We start from the raw sequence: 21106 nt of genomic DNA, 5'->3' as shown, positions 1-21106 counted from the left end.
ACGGCAGTGACACCGAAAAGGTTTTTAGAATGACTGAAGACTATATGACCATTCGCCAGATGTGCGACAGCTATAGCGTGACCCCGCGCACGCTTCGGTTTTATGAGGCAAAGGAACTGTTGTTTCCCGTACGTGAAGGGCAAAAGCGCCTCTTCACCCGGCGCGACCGTGCCCGCCTTAAGTTGATATTGCGCGGCAAACGCTTTGGGTTTTCGCTCGAAGAAATCCGCCAGTTGCTGGATCTTTATGACATGGGCGACCAACAGCAGACCCAGCTGATACGCACCTATGAGATTGCCCAAGAACGTCTGGCAGATCTTGAGCAGCAGCGCGAAGAGTTGGACGAAGCGATTGAAGATCTAAAAGAGCAGCTGAAATGGGGTGAGAAAATGATCGCCTCGCAGGCCGCCGCAGACAAAGCCGCAGAGTAACATCAACGAGTACAGAGGTATCTATGCCCACTTATTCCGCCCCCACCAAAGATATGCAATTTGTCCTGCATGACGTGCTGAATGTCAGTGCCAGCGAGATCCCCGGTTATGGCGATTTAGACCGCGCATTCACCGGCGCTGTTTTAGAAGAAGCGGGCAAGTTGACTGCCGCAGTTGTGGCCCCCTTGAATGTGGTTGGCGACGCCGAAGGCTGTCGTTTGGAAAATGGGGTGGTCTATACGCCAACGGGCTTCAAAGAGGCGTTTGAGCAGGTCAAAGAAGGCGGCTGGACTGGGTTGGACATGCCAGAGGAATTTGGTGGTCAGGGCATGCCCTATCTGTTGGGCACCGCTGTCGGAGAGATGTTTTCATCTGCAAATCAATCCTTTACCATGTATCAAGGGCTGACCCACGGGGCCGCATCCGCCATTTTGGTGCATGGTACCAAGGCCCAAAAAGCCACATATCTGCCCAAAATGGTCAGCTGTGAATGGACCGGCACAATGAACCTGACCGAGCCGCATTGCGGCACGGATCTGGGCCTGATGCGCACCAAGGCCGAACCGCAATCAGATGGTGCATATCACCTAACGGGGCAAAAGATTTTCATCTCGGCCGGTGAACATGACATGGCCGAGAATATCATCCATCTGGTATTGGCAAAGATCCCAGGTGGCCCCGAGGGCATCAAAGGCGTTTCGCTGTTTATTGTCCCTAAGTTTCTGGTCAACGCAGATGGCACGCTGGGCGCACGCAATGGTGTGGCCGTGGGCAATATTGAAAAGAAAATGGGCATTCACGGCAATTCGACCTGTGTGATGAATTATGACGGCGCAACCGGCTATTTGCTGGGTGAAGAACATAAGGGCATGCGCGCCATGTTCACAATGATGAACGAGGCACGCCTTGGTGTGGGCATGCAGGGGCTGGCACAGGCCGAGGCGGCCTATCAGAACGCCGTCGCCTATGCCAAAGACCGGCTGCAAGGCCGCGATGTAACCGGGGTGAAGAACCCGGATGGCCCGGCAGACCCGCTGATAGTGCATCCAGATATTCGGCGGTCCTTGATGGACCAGAAAAGCTTTGTCGAAGGCGGGCGGGCGTTTCTGTTGTGGGGGGCGCAGATGATTGACGCGGCCCATCGCGCAAAGGATGCAGAGGCCGACGGATTGGTGTCTTTGCTGACCCCCGTCATCAAAGGCTTTCTGACCGATCAGGGCTATGACATGACGGTGCAGGCCCAGCAGATTTACGGGGGCCATGGTTATATCGAAGAACATGGCATGAGCCAGTTTACCCGCGATGCCCGTATCGCGATGATCTATGAGGGTGCAAACGGGGTTCAGGCCCTGGATCTGGTGGGGCGCAAACTGGCACAGGACGGCGGCAAACATGTGATGGCGTTCTTTGAACTGGTGAAATCTTTCTGCAAAGAAAACGCAGATGATGACGCCATGGCCGAGATTGTCGGCCCCCTAAAAGAAGCCTCAAAACATCTGCAAGCGGCGGGCATGTATTTCATGCAGAACGGCATGAAGAACCCAAATCACGCGCTGGCAGGCTCCTATGATTTTATGCATCTGTTCGGGCACGTGTGTCTGGGATTGATGTGGGGGCGTATGGCCAAGGCGGCCCAGAACGCTTTGGCAAATGGCAGCCAAGACGTGGCATTTCATGACACCAAGCTGACCACAGCGCGCTATTATATGGCGCGTCGCTTGCCGGCCACGCAGATGCATCTAGCCCGCATCCAAAGCGGTGCGGACACCGTCATGACGCTTGACGCAGACCAATTCTAAGGAGGCTTTATGCCGAAACGATTTCGCCTGACCCGCCGTCTGCCGATTGCCATGACCGAAGACGCCTATCGGCGGATGAAACGGTTTTCGACAGAGGCTGGTCTGGATGAAGGCGAAGCGCTTTCCTTCCTGTTTGAAAACTTTGAGGCGGTCACAGACCAAGACCAGCTGGCGCAAAGATTGCGCCGGTTTAACCTGGAACTTGAGGCGCGCAAACGCTGACAATATCGTAAGTAGAGAGGTTTGTTTTTGAGTATTTTTGGAAAGATGAAGGCGCAGTCCACCTTACCCGCTCAGGCCAAACAAAATGGCAAGCGGGCAAGGCTTCACCTTTCACGGTCATCGGCACTCCTGCCTGTTCCGCATATTCAAATAACGCGCAAATTCCTAATTCAAGATGAATGGCCGCATTCATCTTTCTAAAAATACTCCACGGGGGTGCGGGGGTGTGAAACCCCCGCTCTGCCAATATCTATAAGAGAGACCTATGACGATTAAACTCTATTGCTTTGGGGAAAGCGGCAACGCTTATAAGGCTGCGCTTGCATTGGAACTATCTGGCCTCAAATGGGAAGCCGTTTATGTAGATTTCTTCAATGGAGAGGCCCGCAGCGCCGATTATTTGGAAAACATCAACGAAATGGGTGAAGCGCCGGTCTTGGTGGATGGTGATTTCAAAACCAGTCAGTCCGGGGCGATCCAGCAATATATCACGGAAAAAACCGGGAAGTTTGGCGGATCAACCGAGGCCGAGCGATATGAAATCCTGCGATGGGTTTTGTGGGACAATCACAAGCTGTCCAGCCAGAATGGCCTCACCCGGTTTTTGATGAACTTTTTGCCGGTTGAAAAGCGACCCCAAGAGGTGATCGGTTTCTTTCAAGGGCGGTTGAAAGCCGCCTACGGCATTCTGAACACCCATCTTGAAGGGCGCGATTGGATGGTTGGGGACGACATAACAAACGCCGACATTTCCTGCTGTGGCTATTTGTTTTACCCAGAACCGTTTGGGTTTGAACGCGCCGACTGGCCCAATATCGACCGTTGGCTGAGCAATATTGAAAGCACGCCGGGCTGGAAGCCCCCATATGAATTGATGCCCGGTCACCCAAGTGATCGTGGGTTGTAAAGGAGATGAGCATGACTGAGGCCTATATCTATGATGCTGTGCGTTCGGTGCGCGGCAAGGGGCGCAAAGATGGATCTTTGCATGAGGTGACAGCTCCGAAGTTGAGCGCGGCCGTGTTGAACGCATTGAAATCGCGCAACAACCTGGAAGGTCACGCGGTAGAGGATGTGATTTGGGGCAATGTCACGCAGGTGGCAGAACAGGGCGCGTGTCTGGCGCGCACCGCTGTTTTGGCCTCGGATCTGGACGAAAGCATTCCGGGGGTCTCGATCAACCGGTTCTGTGCTTCGGGTCTTGAGGCGGTGAACATGGCGGCCAACCAAGTGCGTGGCGGCGGCGGGGACGCATATATTGCCGGCGGTGTCGAATGTATGAGCCGCGTGCCCATGGGTATGGATGGCGGCGCGATAGCGGTGGATCCGTCGATTGCCATGGACAATTACTTTGTACCGCAAGGCATTTCCGCAGATATCATCGCAACCGAATATGGCTTTACCCGTGATCAGGCCGATGCTTTGGCAGTAGAGAGCCAGAAGCGCGCCAAGGCGGCTTGGGATGCGGGGCATTTCGCAAGATCCGTCATCCCGATTTTTGACATCAACGGTTTGCCGATCTTGGAAACCGACGAATACATGCGTCCGGGCACCGATATGCAGTCACTGGGTGGGTTGAACCCGGCGTTTCAGCAGATGGGCGAAGTGATGCCCGGCTTTGATAAGATCGCCTTGATGAAATATCCGCATCTGGAGCGGATCAATCATATTCACCATGCGGGCAACAGTTCTGGCATTGTAGATGGCTCTGCGGCGGTTTTGATTGGCAACAAAGCCTATGGCGAACGCATGGGGTTGACCCCGCGTGCGCGGATCAAAGCCACGGCCAAAATCGGCACCGATCCAACCATCATGTTGACCGGGCCTGTGCCGGTGACCCAGAAAATTCTGCGCGAAAGCGGGATGGAAATTGGTGATCTGGACTTGTTTGAGGTGAATGAGGCCTTTGCCAGCGTTGTGATGCGGTTCATGCAAGCCTTTGAGGCGGATCCAGCGAAAGTGAACGTGAACGGTGGCTCTATTGCAATGGGGCACCCCTTGGGTGCGACGGGCGCAATGATTTTGGGCACCTTGCTGGACGAACTGGAGCGCAGCGACAAAGAAACTGGTCTGGCAACGCTGTGCATTGGGTCAGGCATGGGTGCCGCAACGATTATTGAGAGGGTCTGATGCCAAAGATAGATCTTGATAAAATAGAGCCGCGGCTTGGATCGGGGTATCCGGGCAAACTTGGTGACGAAATGGGGGGCCGCAGCAGTAAACGGATCAGCGACGTTGCGGGGATCACTCAGTTTGGGGCCAATATCACAATTTTGCAGCCCGGTGCGAAATCAAGCCTGCGCCATTGGCATGAAAACCAAGACGAGTTCATGGTTGTTTTGCAGGGGGTCTGCACTTTGGTTGATGACCATGGAGAGACCGAATTACAGCTTGGCGACTGCGCGGCCTTTCCGGCGGGCGATGCCAATGGGCATTGCGTTGTGAATACTTCGGACACCGAAGCGCGGTTTTTGATCATTGGCACGCGCACCGCAACCGAGGTCGCTTGGTATAGCGATATCGACATGAAAGTGACCGTTAATGACGGCGTTTATGATTTCACGCGCAAAGATGGCAGCCCCTTTTCGGGAGACAAAGAATGACTGATTTTACAATGACCACAGATGCCGAGGGCATCGCAACGCTGGTGTGGGATACTCAGGGCAAAAGCATGAATGTGTTAAGCCTTGAGGCGCTGCAAGAGCTGGAAGATTGCATCGACGTTGCGCTGGCAGATGAGGCTGTAAAAGGCGTCATCCTGACCTCTGGCAAAGCGGGCACCTTTGCCGGTGGGATGGATTTGAACATCATCGCCAAGATGAAAGAGATGGCGGGAGATAATCCGGCCAAGGGCCTGTTTGACGGTGTGATGAACATGCATCGTATCCTGCGCAAGATCGAGCGGGCAGGCATGGACCCAAAAACCAACAAAGGCGGTAAGCCCATCGCTTGTGTGATGCCGGGCACAGGTCTGGGCATAGGCATGGAAATCCCATTGGCGACACACCGCATTTTTGCGGCGGATAACCCGAAGGCCAAGATTGGCTTGCCTGAGATCATGGTGGGTATTTTTCCCGGTGCGGGCGGCACCACGCGGTTGGTGCGCAAGATGGGCGCGATGATGGCGGCTCCGTTTTTGTTGGAAGGCAAGCTAAGTTCGCCGATGAAAGCCAAGCAAGCCGGTTTGATTGATGAGGTGTCTGATGACCCAATGGCGGATGCGCGCGCATGGGTTTTGAGTGGCCCGAAGATCGTGAAGCCATGGGACGAAAAGGGATATAAAATGCCCGGAGGCGCGCCGTATCACCCGGCCGGGTTTATGACCTATGTGGGTGCTTCTGCGATGGTGCACGGTAAAACTTGGGGGGCTTTTCCTGCCGCCAAAGCGTTGCTTTCAGCAGTGTATGAAGGCGCAACAGTGCCGTTTGACACAGCCCTAAGGATCGAAGCGCGCTGGTTTACAAATGTGTTGATGAACCCGAGTTCGGGCGCAATGATCCGCAGCCTGTTCATTAACAAAGAAGCATTGGAAAAAGGCGCGAACCGCCCGGATGTGGCTGATGAACGGGTGAAAAAAGTGGGTGTTTTGGGTGCTGGCATGATGGGGGCGGGCATTGCGCTTGTGTCTGCCAAGGCGGGCATCGACGTGGTGCTGATTGATCAGAACCAAGAGGCGGCAGATCGCGGCAAGGCCTATACCGAAAGCTATGCAGACAAGGGCATCAAGCGCAAAAAAGCCACTGAGGCCCAGAAAGAAGCCATGCTGAGCAAGATCACCGCGACCACCGATTTGGCTGCTTTAAAAGATGTAGATCTGATCATTGAGGCGGTGTTTGAAGACCCCAAAGTCAAAGCCGAAATGACCCAAAAGGTCGAAGCGGTTATTCCCAAAGACGCCATCTTTGCCTCTAACACCTCGACCCTGCCGATCACGCAATTGGCCAAGGCCTCTGCCCGCGCGGATCAGTTCATTGGCATCCATTTTTTCAGCCCGGTTGAAAAGATGCTGTTGGTGGAAATCATCAAGGGCAAAGAAACCGGGGATCGCGCGGTGGCCAAGGCGCTGGACTATGTGCGTCAGATCAAAAAGACCCCAATCGTGGTGAATGACGAACGGTTCTTTTACGCCAATCGCTGTATCATCCCCTATATCAACGAAGGTCTGCGCATGATTGGTGAGGGCGTGGCCCCTGCCCTGATTGACCATGCTGCACAGTTGCTGGGCTTTCCGGTGGGACCCTTACAGTTGGTGGACGAAACATCGATTGATCTGGGGGCCAAGATTGCCCGCGCAACCAAGGCTGCGATGGGCGCGGCCTATCCTGATGGCGCGGTGGACGAGGTTGTGTTCTGGATGGAAGAACAAGGCCGGCTGGGTCGCAAGACCAATGCTGGGTTTTATGACTATGACGACAAGGGCAAGCGTCAGGGATATTGGGGTGGCCTGGCCGAACACTACCCGCGTGCCGCAGAACAGCCTGATGTGACCGAAGTGCAAAACCGACTGATGTTTGCGCAGGTGCTAGAGGCCGTGCGTGCGTTAGAAGAAGGCGTGCTGGAAGACATCCGCGAGGGCGATGTTGGCGCGATCTTGGGTTGGGGCTTTGCGCCATGGTCAGGCGGGCCATTTAGTTGGCTGGACATTGTGGGCACACCCTGGGCGGCTGCGCAATGCGATACGCTGGCGGCGGCGCATGGTGCGCGGTTTGATTGCCCAAATCTGTTGCGCGAGATGGCAGATAAAACCCAAGGCTTCTATGAGCGCTTTGGCACACAGGCTGACAAAGCGGCGTAAAATCGCGCGTATGAAAAACAGGAACCCGGCCACCGCGCCGGGTTTTTAATAGCTGTAGCCGAATTTCTTAATGTCAGCAGCACTGCATTCTGCCACGATGGCAGCGCTTTCTTCGCAATAGTACCGGCGGTAATCCGGGTCACGTTCCGAGCTGTTTATGCGGGCTAGTTCCAAGCTGAAGCCCAGATGCTGAAACAGGGGCTGGGCATCATCCGCAAAATGTTCCAGGCGAATATAAAGGTCACATTTTTCGAGGCCCGAGCGCATGGTCATGTAGCGGTGATAAGGGTTGGCGCGAAAACTGGTTTGGGTTTGCGGATGTGCAATAAATTCGTTGAAGGTCAAAACCTTAGACAGCATGACAGCGGCGTGATCAAAACTTTGGCCACGCAACCAATGATAATAGCTGACGGCCCGATCCCAGGGGTTGCGCACCAGCGTGAACGTGAAGAAATCTTGGATTTCCTGCGCGCTCACCAGTCCTTCTATGTCTGCCAGACCTGAGTGTTTCCAAAGCCGCCCCGAGGTCTGCACGTCCTTCAGCCGACGCCGCCGTTTCAATGCCTTGGGCGTGTCACCGGTCATGATGTCGTCTTTCATCGCGCGCGCTTCTAGCGCCAAGGCCAACGCTGTACCGCCAGTTTTGGGAATATGCACAAAGAGCGATTTGCGACCGCGAGAGATGATCATGGTCAGAGCTTATCGACCCCAGGATGAGGTGACCAGCGCTGATTGCGAAAGCCGGTTTTTCGGTGTAGTTTTTGGGCAAAAGAACAAAGAGCAGCAGCGCATATGGTCGCCCTAAACAAATATCAACGGCTCGAGGCTTCGGGCCTGTGGCGTGAGACCACAGAGGCGCAGCGCCGCGAGGTGATTGTGGCTGTTGGTGATGCCACTTTGGTGGTGACCGACATGCAAGAGCGCCCGTTGGCCCATTGGTCGCTGCCAGCTGTCCATCGTGCCAACCCTGGCGTGACCCCAGCGCTGTATCACCCCGTTGGAAGCCCCGAGGAAACCTTGGAAATTGCCGGCGATGAAACCGAAATGATCGCCGCGATTGAAAAGCTGCAAAAGGCCATTCACAAAACCACGCCGCGTCCGGGGCGGTTGCGTGGGGTGGCGTTGACAGGTTCGATAGCGGCGGTGGTTGCCCTGGGGATATTCTGGCTGCCCGGTGCCTTGCGCAGTCACGTGACCAAGGTTGTGCCACAGATCAATCGCGTGGTGATTGGACAAGATATCGTAGCGCATTTGCAAAGCGTGACGGGATTGCCTTGCCACGAGCCAGCGGCGGATGCGGCGTTAAAAACCTTGGCCAAACGGGTTAATGTGCGCGAAATCATTGTGGTGCCTGATGGTATTCGCCATACGGCGGCGCTGCCGGGCGGGGCAATTGTCATGTCGCGCACCATATTGGAAGACCACGAAGACCCGGCTGTTGCGGCGGGTTATTTGGCCGCTGAAACCGTGCGCGCTGCGGCGCTGGACCCTTTGGAAAAACTGCTAAGTTCTGGTGGTATCGCCGCAAGTTTTCGCCTGCTGACAACCGGTCAATTGACCGATAAGACCCTGCGCGGCTATGCCGAGGCGCTGGTGTCTGAATCCCCTGCTGCGGTTGAGCTGGATCAGATGTTGCGGCATTTTTCGGACCTTCAGCTTGTGGCGGCCCCCTATGGCTATGCCCAAGATGTGTCTGGCGAAACCACGCTTGATCTGATCGAAGCGGATGCAGTGCTTGGGCAAGTTGCGCCAGTGCTTGGGGATGGGGATTGGGTGGCCTTGCAGGAAATCTGCACCAACTGAGCCATTTTGCAGACATGCTAAACCCCGGGAAAGCAAAGCTTTTCACCGGGGTTTTTCATTTGCTCTGCGGGCCTAACGGATGCGGGCGTTGCCGAAACCTGCTGAATGCGCGCGGCTCAAAGCGGATTGCGCGCTGCCAGAGTCGCCAAATGGGCCTGCTAAAACCATCCGCAAAGTTTGGCCATTGCGATTGACCTTGCCGATGCGGACCGGAAGCCCCAAAGCGCGCACCCGACGGGCCACGGCTTGCGCGTCTTTTTGCGAGGCATAGGTCGCGACCTGCACAAAGGCATTATGCCCCAAACGCATGGTTTTCTGGGCCGGTGCGCCTTTGGATCCAACCACAACTTTGGTTTTGACCGGCTGTGTAGCCACCGGTTCAATGGCGGTGCCCCAACGTGGCCAGCGCGGTGTGCCATGCCACCAAATCTGTTCCATCTGGGCCTTGCCAGCAAAGGTTTGTTCGGCGCGGCGCGGATTCAGACGATCATCTTTCCAGACCGTCGTATAGCCGCGCGGCGGCTTTACAACATCCAGCGTATAAAAGCGGCTTTCATAAACGTGGCGCGGCACCACTCGGGTGTGTGGGCTGACCTGCCCTTGAACCACAACCTGACCGCGGCGCGGCTTGATCGGGGCGACAGCATGGGTTTGATCCGCATGTGCAGAGACCACCCGACGCGGCTGTGCGCCAATCCTGCGTTGCATCACCGGTTTGCCCGCAATAGCGGTATTGGCCGCCTGAACTTGCGACCCGCACCGTACTTTAGCGGTGGGGTGGCTTAGGTATTTCGCGCTTTGAGCGCTGATATTACCGCAAATTGCAGTCTGATGCGATGCAGGTGTGGGCACCGTGACGGCGGGCTGAGGCGCAACCTTTGCGACTTTTGTTGCTTTATAGGCCGGTTTGGCAGCAGGCTTGGCCTTGGCCATCTTAGGCAATGCGCGCGGCTTTGGGGCCGCGACCACCCGGACGGGCGCTGCCTTTTTGGGCTTTGCGATTTTGACGGGTTTTGCGGTTTTCACCGGCGCAGACACAGGGGCCGCGTTTGGCACGATCTGCACCACGGTTTCACTTGGCTGCGCAGAGGTTGCGCCCCCGGTGCCACTGGCGAAGGTCGGCTTGAACCCACAAATCATTTTGCGATCTCGGGCAACACGTGGCACCCAGGTGACAGCGCCATCAATACCGGCGCGTATAAACACGCAGCCCCGACTATCGACAAATTGTTTGCCCGAAAAAGACGCGGGTGGAAACTCTGACGGCGTGCCGTCTTTGCGCAGGCTTTGGGCATCGACCGTGCCTAAGCTTGCAATACTGGCAATCAAAGCGATCGCTATGGTCCTGGTTAACTGCATCGTGCCCCCACAAGATATGGGGACACACTAGCCGCAAAACCCTATATGAGTAAAGCAGGCATAGAGCTATTTTGTGCCAAACATGCGGTCACCCGCGTCACCTAGCCCTGGAACGATATAGCCTTGCTCGTTTAGGCGCTCGTCCAAAGATGCGGTTACAATCTGGACGTCTGGATGGGCTTCCTTCATGCGCGCCACGCCTTCGGGGGCCGCCAGAAGGCACAAAAAGCGTATGTCTTTGGCACCGCTTTCTTTCAGCAAATCAATGGCAGCTACCGAGGAATTGCCAGTCGCCAGCATCGGGTCCACCGCGATCACCAACCGTTTGTCCATTTGGGTTGGCACTTTGAAATAATACTGCACAGGCTGCAGGGTTTCTTCGTCACGGTACAGGCCAACAAACCCAACGCGCGCTGATGGGATCAACTCTAGCATCCCGTCCAAAAGCCCGTTGCCTGCGCGCAAAATAGAGACCAAAGCCAACTTGCGACCGGCCAGAACCGGCGCATCCATCTCTTGCATCGGGGTTGTGATACGCGCCGAGGTTAGGGGCAATTCGCGCGTCACCTCATAGGCCAACAATTGGCTGATTTCGCGCAGCAGTTGGCGAAATTCTGAGGTCGAGGTTGTGGTTTTGCGCATCAGGGTCAGTTTGTGTTGCACCAAAGGGTGGTTCACAACAGTCAGATGGTCAGTCATGTGGTTTCCAGTGCTTTTAGAACCCGCGCACGGGTTTCATCATTGCAAAACGCCGCATGCGCGGCTGTGGTGTTCAGGGTGTGAAAAATATCGGCATCATAGCCAAAGGCTTGGTTCAGCATCTGATATTCACGGCGCATTGTTGTGGCAAAAAACGGGGGATCGTCGGTAGACACGGTGACTTTCACACCAGCGCTGCGCAAGCGTTCGATGGGATGGGCGGCGAAGTCTGGGAACACGCCAAGCACCACGTTAGAGCCGGGGCAGACCTCGAGGGTGATGTCGCGATCAATCAACTCTTGCACCAACTCGGGATCTTCGATGGCACGCACGCCGTGGCCGATGCGTTCGACCCCCAGATCGCGAATAGCGTCGCGGACGCTGTCAGGGCCACCAAATTCACCGGCGTGAGAGGTAAGACGCAGTCCTGCTTCGCGCGCCATGTCATAGCTATAGGCAAAGTCGCCTTGACGGCCCTGCCCTTCGTCGCCGCCCATGCCAAAGCCTACAACCCAGTCACCGGCAGTTTCAGCCGCACAAAGCGCGCTGGCCTTGGCTTTTTCCGGCCCAAAATGGCGCACACAGGTCACAACAGCCCGCAGGATAATGCCATGCGCGGCCTCTGCTTTGTCAGCAGCGTCTTGGATGGCGTGCAAATATTCCTTCCACGCGCCCAGATCGCCGCCACCGCAAAAGTCAGGCGAAATGAAGCTTTCGGTGTACACCACGCCATTTGCAGCGCTTTCTTCAAGCACCGCAGTGGTCAAACGCCCGTAGTCCTCCGGGGTTTTAAGCACGGATGTGGCCTGTTCGTAGACCGAAAGAAAATGCACAAAATCATTGAAAGCATAACCGCCCTGCGCATTAAAAACCTTGGAAATATCCACGCTTTTTTCCTGCGCCAGCTGGCGTACAAACGCTGGCGGAGCCGCGCCTTCGTGGTGCAAATGAAGTTCAACTTTGGGCAGGTCTGCGACGTTCATTTAAGAAAGCTCCTTCCGGGCCCCTGTGCGGGCACCCCTAGGTGATGGGCCACAGAGGCGGCCACATCTGAAAACTCGATTTTCCCGATTTCGCCGGGACCCACGCCATGGCACAGAACGGGCACTTGTTCGCGGGTGTGATCGGTGCCGGGCCAGCTGGGATCATTGCCGTGGTCTGCGGTGATGATCAGCAGATCGTCGGCCCGCAATTTGGGCAAGAGCGCGCCGATTTCAGCGTCAAACCATTCCAGCGCTCGGGCATAGCCAGAGATGTCGCGACGATGGCCATAAAGGCTGTCAAATTCGACAAAATTTGCAAAGGTCAGGCTGCCATTCACAGCGGTATCGGCAAGGTCATGCAGGTGCTGCATCAATATCGCATCTGGCCCTTTGTGGATCTCATCAATGCCTTGCATCGAAAAGATGTCGCCGATTTTACCCAGTGCATAGACTTGTTGCCCTGCATCCTGCACCCAATTGGTGAGGATCGGGCTGGGAGGCGTGATGGCAAAGTCTTTGCGATTTGGCGTGCGCCTAAAGCCATTTTTGGCGTCGCCAACAAAGGGCCGGGCAATTACGCGCCCAACTTTCATGTCATGCAAAATCGGCGCGATGGTTTCGCACATGCTGAGCAGGCGATCCAGTCCAAAGCTGTGTTCATGTGCGGCCACTTGCAACACGCTGTCCGCAGAGGTGTAGCAGATTGGAAAGCCAATCTGCATATGCAACGCCCCCATTTCGGCGATGATTTCTGTGCCAGAGGCGTGGCAATTCCCTAAGATGCCGTCGATGCCGGCAGCGGCGGTGATTTTCTTGACCAAATCTTCGGGGAAGGCCGGGCGGCTGTCTGGGAAATAGCTCCAGTCCCATGGCACAGGCAGGCCCGCGAGTTCCCAATGCCCAGACGGAGTGTCTTTGCCAATGGAACGTTCGATCGCAGAGCCCCAGCGCCCTGTTGGCGTGATTGTCAAACCCGGTGTTGGTTCAGCTGAGGCCAGTCGCGTTGCGGCCCCTAAACCAAGCGCATCCAGATTGGGCAGCTTAAGCGGACCGCTGCGGCCGTCTTCAGCTTGGCCCTCGGCACAGGCTTGGGCGATATGGCCAAGCGTGTTGGCACCGGTGTCTGGCAGCGATCCATTAAAGAACCGATCCGCGTCTGGTGCGCCGCCACAGCCGACGGAATCCATGACAACAAGAAACGCGCGGCTCATGGTGTAATCCGATCTAATATCAGGGGCAGAACCTGCGGCGCTTTGGGCCCAATAGTGATTGAGCCTATGGCGGCCTGTTCGGCTTGGGTGGCGGCATCTTCGCGCGCGGCGTGCACCCGCAACAACGGCTGTCCTTTGGTCACTTTCTGACCCAAGGGTACAATATCAGAGAAACCAACCGACGGATCCACCACATCGCTTTCGACCTGGCGTCCACCGCCTAGGGCGACCACTGCCAAGCCAAGGGCCTCTCCGTCAATGGCAGTGACAAAGCCGCTTTTGGGTGCGGTGACTTCGCGGATCACGGTCGCCTCGGGCAAGAACCGCTGCCAATTGTCAGCAAACGCCACCGGCCCACCCTGTGCAAAGATCATTTTGCCAAAGGCCTCGGCGGCGCGCCCATCAGTAAGTGCGGCCTGAAACAGGCGTTCGCCCGTTTTGGCGTCTTTGGCAAGCCCCGCATTGGCCAGCAGATTGCCCCCCAAGATGGTGCTGAGTTCGGCCAGACGCCCTGCGGCCCCATTGCACAGCACCTGCATCACTTCGCCAATTTCCAAAGCATTGCCAAGCGCTGCGGCGAGGGGTTGGTTCATATCGGTCACAAAGGCCGATGTCGCGCAGCCGGCCAGATTGGCGGTGCGCACCAAGGATTGTGCCAATGCGCGCGCATCCTCGGTGGATTTCATAAAGGCACCGCTGCCTGCTTTAACGTCCAGCACCAGATGATCCAGACCAGCGGCCAGTTTTTTGGAAAGGATAGAGGCGGTGATCAGATCGAGGCTTTCAACCGTCGCCGTCACATCGCGAATGGCATAAAGTCGTTTGTCCGCTGGCGCGATATTGGCGGATGCGCTGACAATTGCACAGCCAGCCGCTGCGATGGTGGCGCGAAACCGGCGCTCTGACAGATCAACGCGCATGCCCGGAATGCTTTCCAGCTTGTCCAATGTGCCGCCAGTGTGACCCAGACCTCGGCCAGAAATCATCGGAACATAAGCCCCGCAGGCCGCCAAAGTTGGGGCCAGAACCAGCGACACACAATCGCCAATGCCACCTGTTGAGTGTTTGTCTAAGACTGGCCCATCAAGGTTCCATTGCAAACGGTCACCGCTATCGCGCATCGCCAGGGTCAGATCGGCACGGGATTGTTCGGTCAGCCCACTCAGACACACGGCCATTGCAAAGGCCCCGGCCTGTGCATCGCTGACTGATTGATCGGCCAGACCCTGCGCAAACCATGCCAGTTCTGCGGCTTCGGGTTCATAGCCCTGACGCAGTTTGGCGATAATCGCACGTGCATCCATTTAGGTATTCTCCAGATGCTGCTCGGTAAAGGCACCCGGCATCAATTCGGCGAGCGTCATGTTTTTTTCGACACCGTTTATGGTGGCCATTGTGACCTGAACGTCGCCGTCGCCAAATTCGATTAGCTTTTGCCGACAGCCTCCGCAGGGTGAAACCGGCAGCGGCGCATCCGCCACAACAAAAACTTTGGTCAATCTGGACTGACCTGCAGCAACCATTGCGGCAATGGCACCGGCTTCGGCGCAGGTGCCCTCGGGATAAGCAACATTTTCGACATTGCACCCAACAAAAATCTCGCCGTTCGCAGCGGTGATGGCCGCGCCGACTTTGAAATTTGAATAGGGGGCATAGGCGTTTTCACGTACGGAAAGCGCTTTGTCTTTCAATGTCATCTTTGTTTCCTTTCAAACCACACGCAAACCAAGCACGCACCAAAAAAAATTGCATCGACGCCCTGCGGCCAGCGCCACAAGATTCGACGCTGAAAGCACGTATTTTTAACTTATCGGTCAAAAAACACAACTCAAAGCCCGCGCCGATTGCTTTACAATGAAGCTCTGCCAAACGAATGCAACGATCTTGCGGTTGATGGGGGTGTTTTTGTTTCTGATCAAAGTGCAAGATGCAAGCCTATGGCAAGAAATCTGAAGCACAAATAAATGGCTATTCTCATTTTTGAAAAAATAGTTTAACTCTAAACAATACACGGTAGGGGACTAGGGCATGTCAGACGAAAAACAAGAAACATTGCGCCAGGCGGCTTTGGATTATCATGAACACCCCAAACCCGGTAAGCTTGAAGTGCGGGCCATCAAACCCCTGGCCAACGGGCGAGATCTGTCACTGGCCTATTCACCCGGCGTTGCCGAAGCCTGTTTGGAAATCAAATCAGATGCCGAGAATGCTGCGCGCTATACCTCGCGCGGCAACTTGGTGGCGGTTGTGTCCAACGGCACCGCGGTGCTTGGTTTGGGTAACATTGGCGCGCTGGCGTCAAAGCCTGTGATGGAAGGCAAAGCGGTTTTATTCAAAAAATTCGCCAATATTGATTGTTTTGATATCGAAGTTGATGAGACCGATCCGGAAAAATTGGCTGATATTGTCTGTGCATTGGGGCCAACTTTTGGGGCGATCAACCTAGAAGACATCAAGGCACCTGATTGTTTTGTGGTCGAGCAACTGTGCCGCGAGCGCATGAACATTCCGGTTTTTCACGACGATCAACATGGCACGGCGATTGTGGTTGGTGCAGCGGCGACCAACGCGCTGCGCGTGGCCAACAAATCGTTTGAAGACATTAAGATTGTGTCAACCGGCGGCGGCGCTGCGGGCATCGCCTGCTTGAACATGCTGGTCAAGCTTGGGGTCAAGCGCGAAAATATCTGGCTGTGTGACATTCATGGTTTGGTCTATGAGGGCCGCGCCGAGGATATGAACCCGCAAAAGGCGGCCTATGCGCAGGCCTCCGATTTGCGCACGCTTGATCAGGTGATTGAAGGTGCCGATATGTTCCTGGGCCTGTCAGGACCAAACGTTCTGAAGCCGGAAATGGTGGCGAAAATGACGTCGCAACCTATCCTGTTTGCCTTGGCTAACCCCAATCCGGAAATCATGCCAGAGCTGGCACGCACGGTCGCGCCAGATGCGATTATCGCAACGGGCCGGAGCGATTTCCCAAATCAGGTGAATAACGTTTTGTGTTTCCCGTTCATCTTTCGCGGCGCGCTGGATGTTGGGGCAACAGAAATCAATGACCAGATGAAAATTGCCTGTGTCGAGGGCATTGCCAAATTGGCGCGCGAAACAACCTCGGCAGAAGCGGCGGCGGCCTATAAGGGTGAACAGCTGACGTTTGGGGCGGATTATCTTATTCCAAAGCCATTTGACCCTCGATTGGTCGGCATTGTGTCTGCTGCAGTTGCCCAGGCCGCGATGGAAAGCGGCGTGGCCAAACGGCCGATTGCCGATATGGAAGCCTATAAGAAGACGCTTGAGCAATCGGTGTTTAAGTCAGCCCTGTTGATGCGCCCGGTGTTTGAAGCGGCACGGTCGGTTTCGCGACGTATTGTCTTTAGTGAAGGTGAAGATGAGCGCGTGTTGCGCGCGGCACAGGCAATTTTGGAGGAAACCACCGAAAAGCCCATTTTAATTGGCCGTCCTGATGTGGTTGAGCGTCGTTGTGAACGATTGGGCCTGACCATCCGACCCCAGCGCGACTTTGACTTGGTGAACCCGGAAAACGACCCACGGTATCGGGATTATTGGCAGACCTATTACGGTTTGATGGCGCGCAAAGGCGCAACGCCGGATATTGCACGGGCCATCATGCGGACCAACACCACAGCGATTGGCGCAACCATGGTGCATCGCGGCGAAGCCGACAGTTTGATTTGCGGCACCTTTGGCGAATTCAGGTGGCATTTGGAATATGTCTCGCAGGTCTTGGGGGATGCAGAGCATGCGCCACATGGGGCGTTGTCGCTGATGATCATGGAAGATGGGCCGCTGTTTATAGCAGATACCCATGTATGGTCCCTGCCCTCTCCGGAACAGCTGGCGATGGTGGCCCAGGGGGCTGCACGCCACGCGCGGCGCTTTGGCGTGGAACCCCGGGTTGCCTTTTGCTCGCAGTCGCAATTTGGCAATCAGAGCGAAGGGTCGGGCAAACGCCTGCGCGATGCCATTGCTTTGCTGGACGCAACAGAGACCGACTTTGAATACGAAGGCGAAATGAATGTTGATGCCGCGCTTGACCCAGAGCTATGCGCGCGCTTGCTGCCATCTAATCGTTTGAGTGGACCGGCCAATGTGCTGATTTTCGGCCATGCAGATGCGGCCTCGGCAACCCGCAATATTCTGAAAATGAAAGCAGATGCGCTGGCGGTTGGACCGATTTTGATGGGCATGGGCAATCGCGCCCATATCGTGACGCCTTCGGTCACGGCGCGGGGCTTGCTGAACATGGCCGCCATATCAGGAACACCTGTCAGCCAATACGGCTAAGCGGTTTCAGAGGAAAAGTAAAAATCGCCCGATTCACGGGTGATTTTTACAAAATTTACAAGATCGGCACCCTGAGTCGTCAAGATTTTGTAAATTTTGCAAACACTGCAAAGTTTCGTTAAAAAGCGCCTAGTTTGCAATAGTTTGCAATTCATTTTACTACAATTTTGCTAAGTTTTGCCACGTTTTATGGCCTGTAATCCCGCAACTCTTTACAGGTCCGCGCTTTACCTTCTACACCTTAAAGGGTCAGAAGAGGAGCTGCCATGTCGTATCAAGAGGTTTATGCCCAGTGGAAACAGGACCCCGAGGGGTTTTGGATGCAGGCCGCGCAAGCGATTGACTGGGATCAAGCCCCCAGCAAAGCATTGTCGCAAACGGGCGAAGATTTATACGAATGGTTTGCAGATGCGCAGGTCAATACCTGCTGGAACGCTGTGGACCGACATGTCGCCGCTGGCAAAGGCGCAGAAATCGCCATTATCTATGACAGCCCGATGACTGACAGTCAGCGCAGGATCAGCTTTGCAGAATTGCAAGACAGCGTGGCGCGCTTGGCTGGGGGGTTGAAAGCCCAAGGTGTAGAAAAGGGCGACCGCGTTCTGATTTACATGCCCATGGTGCCGCAAGCATTGGAAGCAATGTTGGCCTGTGCCCGTATTGGCGCAGTGCATTCGGTGGTCTTTGGTGGATTTGCCGCCAATGAGTTGGCCGTGCGGATTGACGACGCTCAGCCAAAAGCCATCATCGCAGCGTCTTGCGGATTAGAGCCTGGACGGGTGATAAAATACAAACCCCTGTTGGACGGTGCCATCGAAATGGCAAGTCACAAGCCGGATTTTTGCGTTATTTTGCAACGCTCGCAAGAGGTTGCCCCAATGATCGCCGGGCGCGATGTAGATTGGGCGCAATTGGTTGCGGCTTCAGCGCCAACAGACTGCGTGCCTGTCGCGGGCAACCACCCTGCTTATATATTGTATACGTCAGGCACCACCGGCCAGCCCAAGGGGGTCATTCGTCACACCGCCGGGCAATTGGTGGCTTTGAATTGGACAATGGAGGCGATCTATAACGTTAAGCCAGGCGACGTGTTTTGGGCCGCTTCGGATGTAGGCTGGGTCGTTGGCCATTCCTATATTTGTTATGGGCCGCTTATTCATGGCAACACCACGGTGGTGTTTGAGGGCAAACCCGTTGGCACGCCCGATGCCGGCACCTTTTGGCGGGTGATATCCGAGCATAATGTCACCTCGTTCTTTACGGCCCCCACTGCGTTTCGTGCTGTCAAACGCGAGGACCCCGAAGGCCAGTTGATCAAAGATTATGATCTGAGTTGCCTCAAACAAGTGTATCTGGCTGGCGAACGCGCAGATCCTGACACCATCACCTGGGCGCAGGATCATCTTGATGTGCCGGTGATTGACCACTGGTGGCAAACCGAAACTGGCTGGGCCATTGCTGCAAACCCGCTGGGCATCGAAGCGCTGCCCGTGAAACTTGGATCGCCCGCGGTGCCGATGCCGGGTTATGACGTCGACATTCTGGATGATGCAGGCCACCCGGTGGCGGATGGAGAGCTTGGTGCTATTGCTATCAAACTGCCTTTGCCGCCTGGGACCTTACCCAACCTCTGGCATGCCGAAGATCGGTTTCGCAGTTCCTATCTGACAAATTTTCCGGGATATTATGAGACCGGGGATGCGGGCATGAAGGATACAGACGGCTATCTTTATATCATGGCCCGCACTGATGACGTGATCAATGTTGCAGGTCACCGCCTGTCGACCGGCGCGATGGAAGAAGTTTTGGCGGGCCACAAAGATGTGGCCGAATGTGCGGTTATCGGGGTGTCTGATGCCTTAAAAGGGCAATCTCCGGTGGGCTTTCTGTGCCTGAATGCAGGTGTTGATCGTGAGCCGGCTGAAGTGATTTCTGAAGTTGTGAAGCGCGTGCGCGAGCAGATTGGACCCGTTGCAGCCTTTAAACAGGCCGTGGTAGTTGATCGCTTGCCCAAGACGCGCTCTGGCAAGATTTTGCGCGGAACAATGGTGGCAATTGCAGATGGAAAAGACTGGAAAATGCCTGCAACCATTGATGATCCGGCGATTTTGGACGAAATTACCATCGCCCTAAATTCTATCGGCTACGGCGGCTCATAATCCTTTACAAAGCTTTTGGCCCATGGCAAATGGACCACGCACGACGTGCCTTCTATCGTTTACCTGTCTCTGCCTATGGCGACCACGCATTCGATTCTGCACAGACGCCCTAGGACTTGCTGCATGATGCGGCGAGCCACAAAATTGGAGATACGGACATGGCTTCAGGCACCGTAAAATGGTTTAATTCCGACAAAGGCTACGGCTTTATTGCACCAGAAGATGGCGGCAAAGATGTATTTGTACACATCCGCGCCGTTCAGAACGCAGGTCTTGAAGGCCTGAACGACAACCAGAAAGTAACTTACGATCTGGAAGCTGGTCGCGACGGTCGCGAATCTGCAGGTAACATCGAGCTGGCGTAAGCCCTCTTGTTGCAGTGAATTGGAAAACGGGCGCTTTTTAGCGCCCGTTTTTCGTTACACAAACTGTTCGCGAATTAAGCGTTCTTCTAGGCCATGGCCCGGATCAAACAAGATGCGATGCTGCACAGAGGGGTCCGAGCGGATTTCCACGCTGACCACATCGCGCACCGAACGACTGTCGGCATCCGCCATTACAGGGCGTTTTTCAGGGTTCATGACTTCGACCCGCACCAGCGATTGTTTTTGCACCAATGCACCGCGCCAACGCCGTGGGCGAAATGGCGCGATGGCGGTCAAAGCCAGGACATCTGACCCAATTGGCAGGATCGGCCCATGCGCGGAATAGTTATAGGCTGTGGACCCTGCCGGGGTCGACAATAAGGCCCCGTCGCAAACCAATTCATCCATGCGCAGCCGCCCGTCGATCCAAATACGCAGCTTGGCAGCCTGAGGCCCCTGACGCAGCATCGAGACTTCGTTGATCGCCAGCGCTTTGTGATTTTTCCCGTTGGCACAGGTGGCGTTCATCGACAGCGGATTGATCACTTCCTCTTCGGCATCGGCGAGGCGATCCAGCAAATCGCTTTCATTATACTCATTCATTAAAAAGCCAACCGTGCCACGGTTCATCCCATAGACAGGCAGGCCCAGTTCCTGGGTGCCATGCAGGGTTTGCAGCATAAAGCCATCCCCGCCCAAAGCGACAATGACTTTGGCCTTTTGGGGCGCAATATCGCCGTAGCGACCAATCAAGGCAGCGCGCGCGGTTTGGGCTGTTGGGGCATCAGACGCCAGAAAAGCGATTCTTTCCATCATGGGTTTTTACTGTTTCCTGTTTCCAAAGGCCGACATGTGGTTCCGAAAGAAACACAAGTTTATCTGACACGCCAGACTTCTGACCATGTTTTGCCAAAGGATGTCGTTTATGATCTTCCAATTTGAAAAAGTTTCCTTTAGGAAACACGCAAATTC

The 21106-nt window shown here is 55.3% G+C and carries 19 protein-coding genes; 11 read left to right on the top strand and 8 right to left on the bottom strand.

Annotated features, from left to right (window positions below):
• Positions 1 to 29 precede the first annotated feature (29 nt).
• From ABXG94_RS01235 to ABXG94_RS01205, 7 genes are all read left to right on the top strand, one after another.
• Positions 30 to 431, top strand: coding sequence for a MerR family transcriptional regulator (locus tag ABXG94_RS01235; protein WP_353531831.1), 402 nt, complete (start codon positions 30 to 32; stop codon positions 429 to 431).
• 23 nt (positions 432 to 454) lie between these two features.
• A complete protein-coding gene (locus tag ABXG94_RS01230) occupies positions 455 to 2230 on the top strand; it encodes an acyl-CoA dehydrogenase C-terminal domain-containing protein (RefSeq protein WP_353531830.1) in 1776 nt (591 codons plus the stop codon).
• Between the two features lie 9 nt (positions 2231 to 2239).
• On the top strand, positions 2240 to 2452 hold the full coding sequence (locus ABXG94_RS01225; RefSeq protein WP_353531829.1) for a hypothetical protein: 213 nt from the start codon (positions 2240 to 2242) through the stop codon (positions 2450 to 2452).
• 265 nt (positions 2453 to 2717) lie between these two features.
• Positions 2718 to 3359: a glutathione S-transferase family protein gene (locus ABXG94_RS01220; protein ID WP_353531828.1), complete on the top strand. Its 642-nt coding sequence runs from the start codon at positions 2718 to 2720 to the stop codon at positions 3357 to 3359.
• An 11-nt stretch (positions 3360 to 3370) separates the two neighbouring features.
• Positions 3371 to 4582 (top strand): acetyl-CoA C-acetyltransferase, encoded by a 1212-nt coding sequence (locus ABXG94_RS01215; protein ID WP_353531827.1) that lies wholly within the window; start codon positions 3371 to 3373, stop codon positions 4580 to 4582.
• Positions 4582 to 5055 (top strand): cupin domain-containing protein, encoded by a 474-nt coding sequence (locus ABXG94_RS01210; protein WP_353531826.1) that lies wholly within the window; start codon positions 4582 to 4584, stop codon positions 5053 to 5055. Before ABXG94_RS01215 ends, ABXG94_RS01210 begins: the two co-directional genes overlap by 1 nt.
• Entirely contained in the window at positions 5052 to 7247 is a 2196-nt protein-coding gene (locus ABXG94_RS01205) for a 3-hydroxyacyl-CoA dehydrogenase NAD-binding domain-containing protein (RefSeq protein WP_353531825.1), read from the top strand. Before ABXG94_RS01210 ends, ABXG94_RS01205 begins: the two co-directional genes overlap by 4 nt.
• A gap of 45 nt (positions 7248 to 7292) precedes the next feature.
• On the opposite strand, the gene ABXG94_RS01200 is transcribed toward ABXG94_RS01205, so the two are convergent.
• Positions 7293 to 7937, bottom strand: a complete 645-nt coding sequence (locus ABXG94_RS01200; protein ID WP_353531824.1) for a sulfotransferase family 2 domain-containing protein — start codon at positions 7935 to 7937, stop codon at positions 7293 to 7295.
• A 102-nt stretch (positions 7938 to 8039) separates the two neighbouring features.
• On the opposite strand from ABXG94_RS01200, the gene ABXG94_RS01195 reads away from it, so the two are divergent.
• On the top strand, positions 8040 to 9050 hold the full coding sequence (locus ABXG94_RS01195; RefSeq protein WP_353531823.1) for a hypothetical protein: 1011 nt from the start codon (positions 8040 to 8042) through the stop codon (positions 9048 to 9050).
• Between the two features lie 72 nt (positions 9051 to 9122).
• Here ABXG94_RS01195 and ABXG94_RS01190 read toward each other — a convergent pair whose 3' ends face one another.
• The 6 genes from ABXG94_RS01190 to ABXG94_RS01165 all read right to left on the bottom strand — a co-directional run bounded on the left by ABXG94_RS01190 (position 9123) and on the right by ABXG94_RS01165 (position 14999).
• Positions 9123 to 10409: an SPOR domain-containing protein gene (locus tag ABXG94_RS01190; protein WP_353531822.1), complete on the bottom strand. Its 1287-nt coding sequence runs from the start codon at positions 10407 to 10409 to the stop codon at positions 9123 to 9125.
• Between the two features lie 66 nt (positions 10410 to 10475).
• Positions 10476 to 11108, bottom strand: a complete 633-nt coding sequence (upp, locus tag ABXG94_RS01185; protein ID WP_353531821.1) for a uracil phosphoribosyltransferase — start codon at positions 11106 to 11108, stop codon at positions 10476 to 10478.
• Entirely contained in the window at positions 11105 to 12091 is a 987-nt protein-coding gene (locus tag ABXG94_RS01180; RefSeq protein ID WP_353531820.1) for an adenosine deaminase, read from the bottom strand. Before ABXG94_RS01180 ends, upp begins: the two co-directional genes overlap by 4 nt.
• Entirely contained in the window at positions 12088 to 13302 is a 1215-nt protein-coding gene (locus ABXG94_RS01175) for a phosphopentomutase (protein WP_353531819.1), read from the bottom strand. Before ABXG94_RS01175 ends, ABXG94_RS01180 begins: the two co-directional genes overlap by 4 nt.
• Positions 13299 to 14606 carry a thymidine phosphorylase gene (locus ABXG94_RS01170; RefSeq protein WP_353531818.1) on the bottom strand — a complete coding sequence of 436 codons (1308 nt, stop codon included), beginning with the start codon at positions 14604 to 14606 and terminating at the stop codon, positions 13299 to 13301. Before ABXG94_RS01170 ends, ABXG94_RS01175 begins: the two co-directional genes overlap by 4 nt.
• The gene (locus tag ABXG94_RS01165) at positions 14607 to 14999 is read right to left on the bottom strand and encodes a cytidine deaminase (protein WP_353531817.1); all 393 of its coding nucleotides are present in this window, start codon (positions 14997 to 14999) and stop codon (positions 14607 to 14609) included.
• 331 nt (positions 15000 to 15330) lie between these two features.
• Here ABXG94_RS01165 and ABXG94_RS01160 point away from each other — a divergent pair, with 331 nt between their 5' ends.
• The 3 genes from ABXG94_RS01160 (at position 15331) to ABXG94_RS01150 (ending at position 20134) form a co-directional block, all read left to right on the top strand.
• Entirely contained in the window at positions 15331 to 17610 is a 2280-nt protein-coding gene (locus ABXG94_RS01160; protein ID WP_353531816.1) for an NADP-dependent malic enzyme, read from the top strand.
• 266 nt (positions 17611 to 17876) lie between these two features.
• A complete protein-coding gene (locus ABXG94_RS01155) occupies positions 17877 to 19769 on the top strand; it encodes a propionyl-CoA synthetase (RefSeq protein WP_353531815.1) in 1893 nt (630 codons plus the stop codon).
• 158 nt (positions 19770 to 19927) lie between these two features.
• Complete coding sequence (locus tag ABXG94_RS01150; protein ID WP_353531814.1) at positions 19928 to 20134, top strand: cold-shock protein; 207 nt, start codon at positions 19928 to 19930, stop codon at positions 20132 to 20134.
• 54 nt (positions 20135 to 20188) lie between these two features.
• Here ABXG94_RS01150 and ABXG94_RS01145 read toward each other — a convergent pair whose 3' ends face one another.
• Positions 20189 to 20950: an NAD kinase gene (locus ABXG94_RS01145; protein WP_353531813.1), complete on the bottom strand. Its 762-nt coding sequence runs from the start codon at positions 20948 to 20950 to the stop codon at positions 20189 to 20191.
• Between the last annotated feature and the right edge of the window lie 156 nt (positions 20951 to 21106).

The organism is Cognatishimia sp. WU-CL00825 (assembly GCF_040364665.1).
Taxonomy (GTDB): Bacteria; Pseudomonadota; Alphaproteobacteria; order Rhodobacterales; family Rhodobacteraceae; genus Cognatishimia.
This window is presented reverse-complemented; position numbering and strand designations above follow the sequence as displayed.

Excerpts from the sequence above, each read along its gene's own strand:
- ABXG94_RS01150 (WP_353531814.1), top strand. The coding sequence starts at position 19,928 with ATGGCTTCAGGCACCGTAAAATGGTTTAATTCCGACAAAGGCTACGGC.
- ABXG94_RS01165 (WP_353531817.1), bottom strand. The coding sequence starts at position 14,999 with ATGACATTGAAAGACAAAGCGCTTTCCGTACGTGAAAACGCCTATGCC.
- ABXG94_RS01235 (WP_353531831.1), top strand. The coding sequence starts at position 30 with ATGACTGAAGACTATATGACCATTCGCCAGATGTGCGACAGCTATAGC.
- ABXG94_RS01195 (WP_353531823.1), top strand. The coding sequence starts at position 8,040 with ATGGTCGCCCTAAACAAATATCAACGGCTCGAGGCTTCGGGCCTGTGG.
- ABXG94_RS01155 (WP_353531815.1), top strand. The coding sequence starts at position 17,877 with ATGTCGTATCAAGAGGTTTATGCCCAGTGGAAACAGGACCCCGAGGGG.
- ABXG94_RS01220 (WP_353531828.1), top strand. The coding sequence starts at position 2,718 with ATGACGATTAAACTCTATTGCTTTGGGGAAAGCGGCAACGCTTATAAG.
- ABXG94_RS01175 (WP_353531819.1), bottom strand. The coding sequence starts at position 13,302 with ATGAGCCGCGCGTTTCTTGTTGTCATGGATTCCGTCGGCTGTGGCGGC.
- ABXG94_RS01215 (WP_353531827.1), top strand. The coding sequence starts at position 3,371 with ATGACTGAGGCCTATATCTATGATGCTGTGCGTTCGGTGCGCGGCAAG.
- ABXG94_RS01160 (WP_353531816.1), top strand. The coding sequence starts at position 15,331 with ATGTCAGACGAAAAACAAGAAACATTGCGCCAGGCGGCTTTGGATTAT.
- ABXG94_RS01205 (WP_353531825.1), top strand. The coding sequence starts at position 5,052 with ATGACTGATTTTACAATGACCACAGATGCCGAGGGCATCGCAACGCTG.
- upp (WP_353531821.1), bottom strand. The coding sequence starts at position 11,108 with ATGACTGACCATCTGACTGTTGTGAACCACCCTTTGGTGCAACACAAA.
- ABXG94_RS01225 (WP_353531829.1), top strand. The coding sequence starts at position 2,240 with ATGCCGAAACGATTTCGCCTGACCCGCCGTCTGCCGATTGCCATGACC.
- ABXG94_RS01200 (WP_353531824.1), bottom strand. The coding sequence starts at position 7,937 with ATGATCATCTCTCGCGGTCGCAAATCGCTCTTTGTGCATATTCCCAAA.
- ABXG94_RS01145 (WP_353531813.1), bottom strand. The coding sequence starts at position 20,950 with ATGATGGAAAGAATCGCTTTTCTGGCGTCTGATGCCCCAACAGCCCAA.
- ABXG94_RS01230 (WP_353531830.1), top strand. The coding sequence starts at position 455 with ATGCCCACTTATTCCGCCCCCACCAAAGATATGCAATTTGTCCTGCAT.
- ABXG94_RS01180 (WP_353531820.1), bottom strand. The coding sequence starts at position 12,091 with ATGAACGTCGCAGACCTGCCCAAAGTTGAACTTCATTTGCACCACGAA.
- ABXG94_RS01210 (WP_353531826.1), top strand. The coding sequence starts at position 4,582 with ATGCCAAAGATAGATCTTGATAAAATAGAGCCGCGGCTTGGATCGGGG.
- ABXG94_RS01190 (WP_353531822.1), bottom strand. The coding sequence starts at position 10,409 with ATGCAGTTAACCAGGACCATAGCGATCGCTTTGATTGCCAGTATTGCA.
- ABXG94_RS01170 (WP_353531818.1), bottom strand. The coding sequence starts at position 14,606 with ATGGATGCACGTGCGATTATCGCCAAACTGCGTCAGGGCTATGAACCC.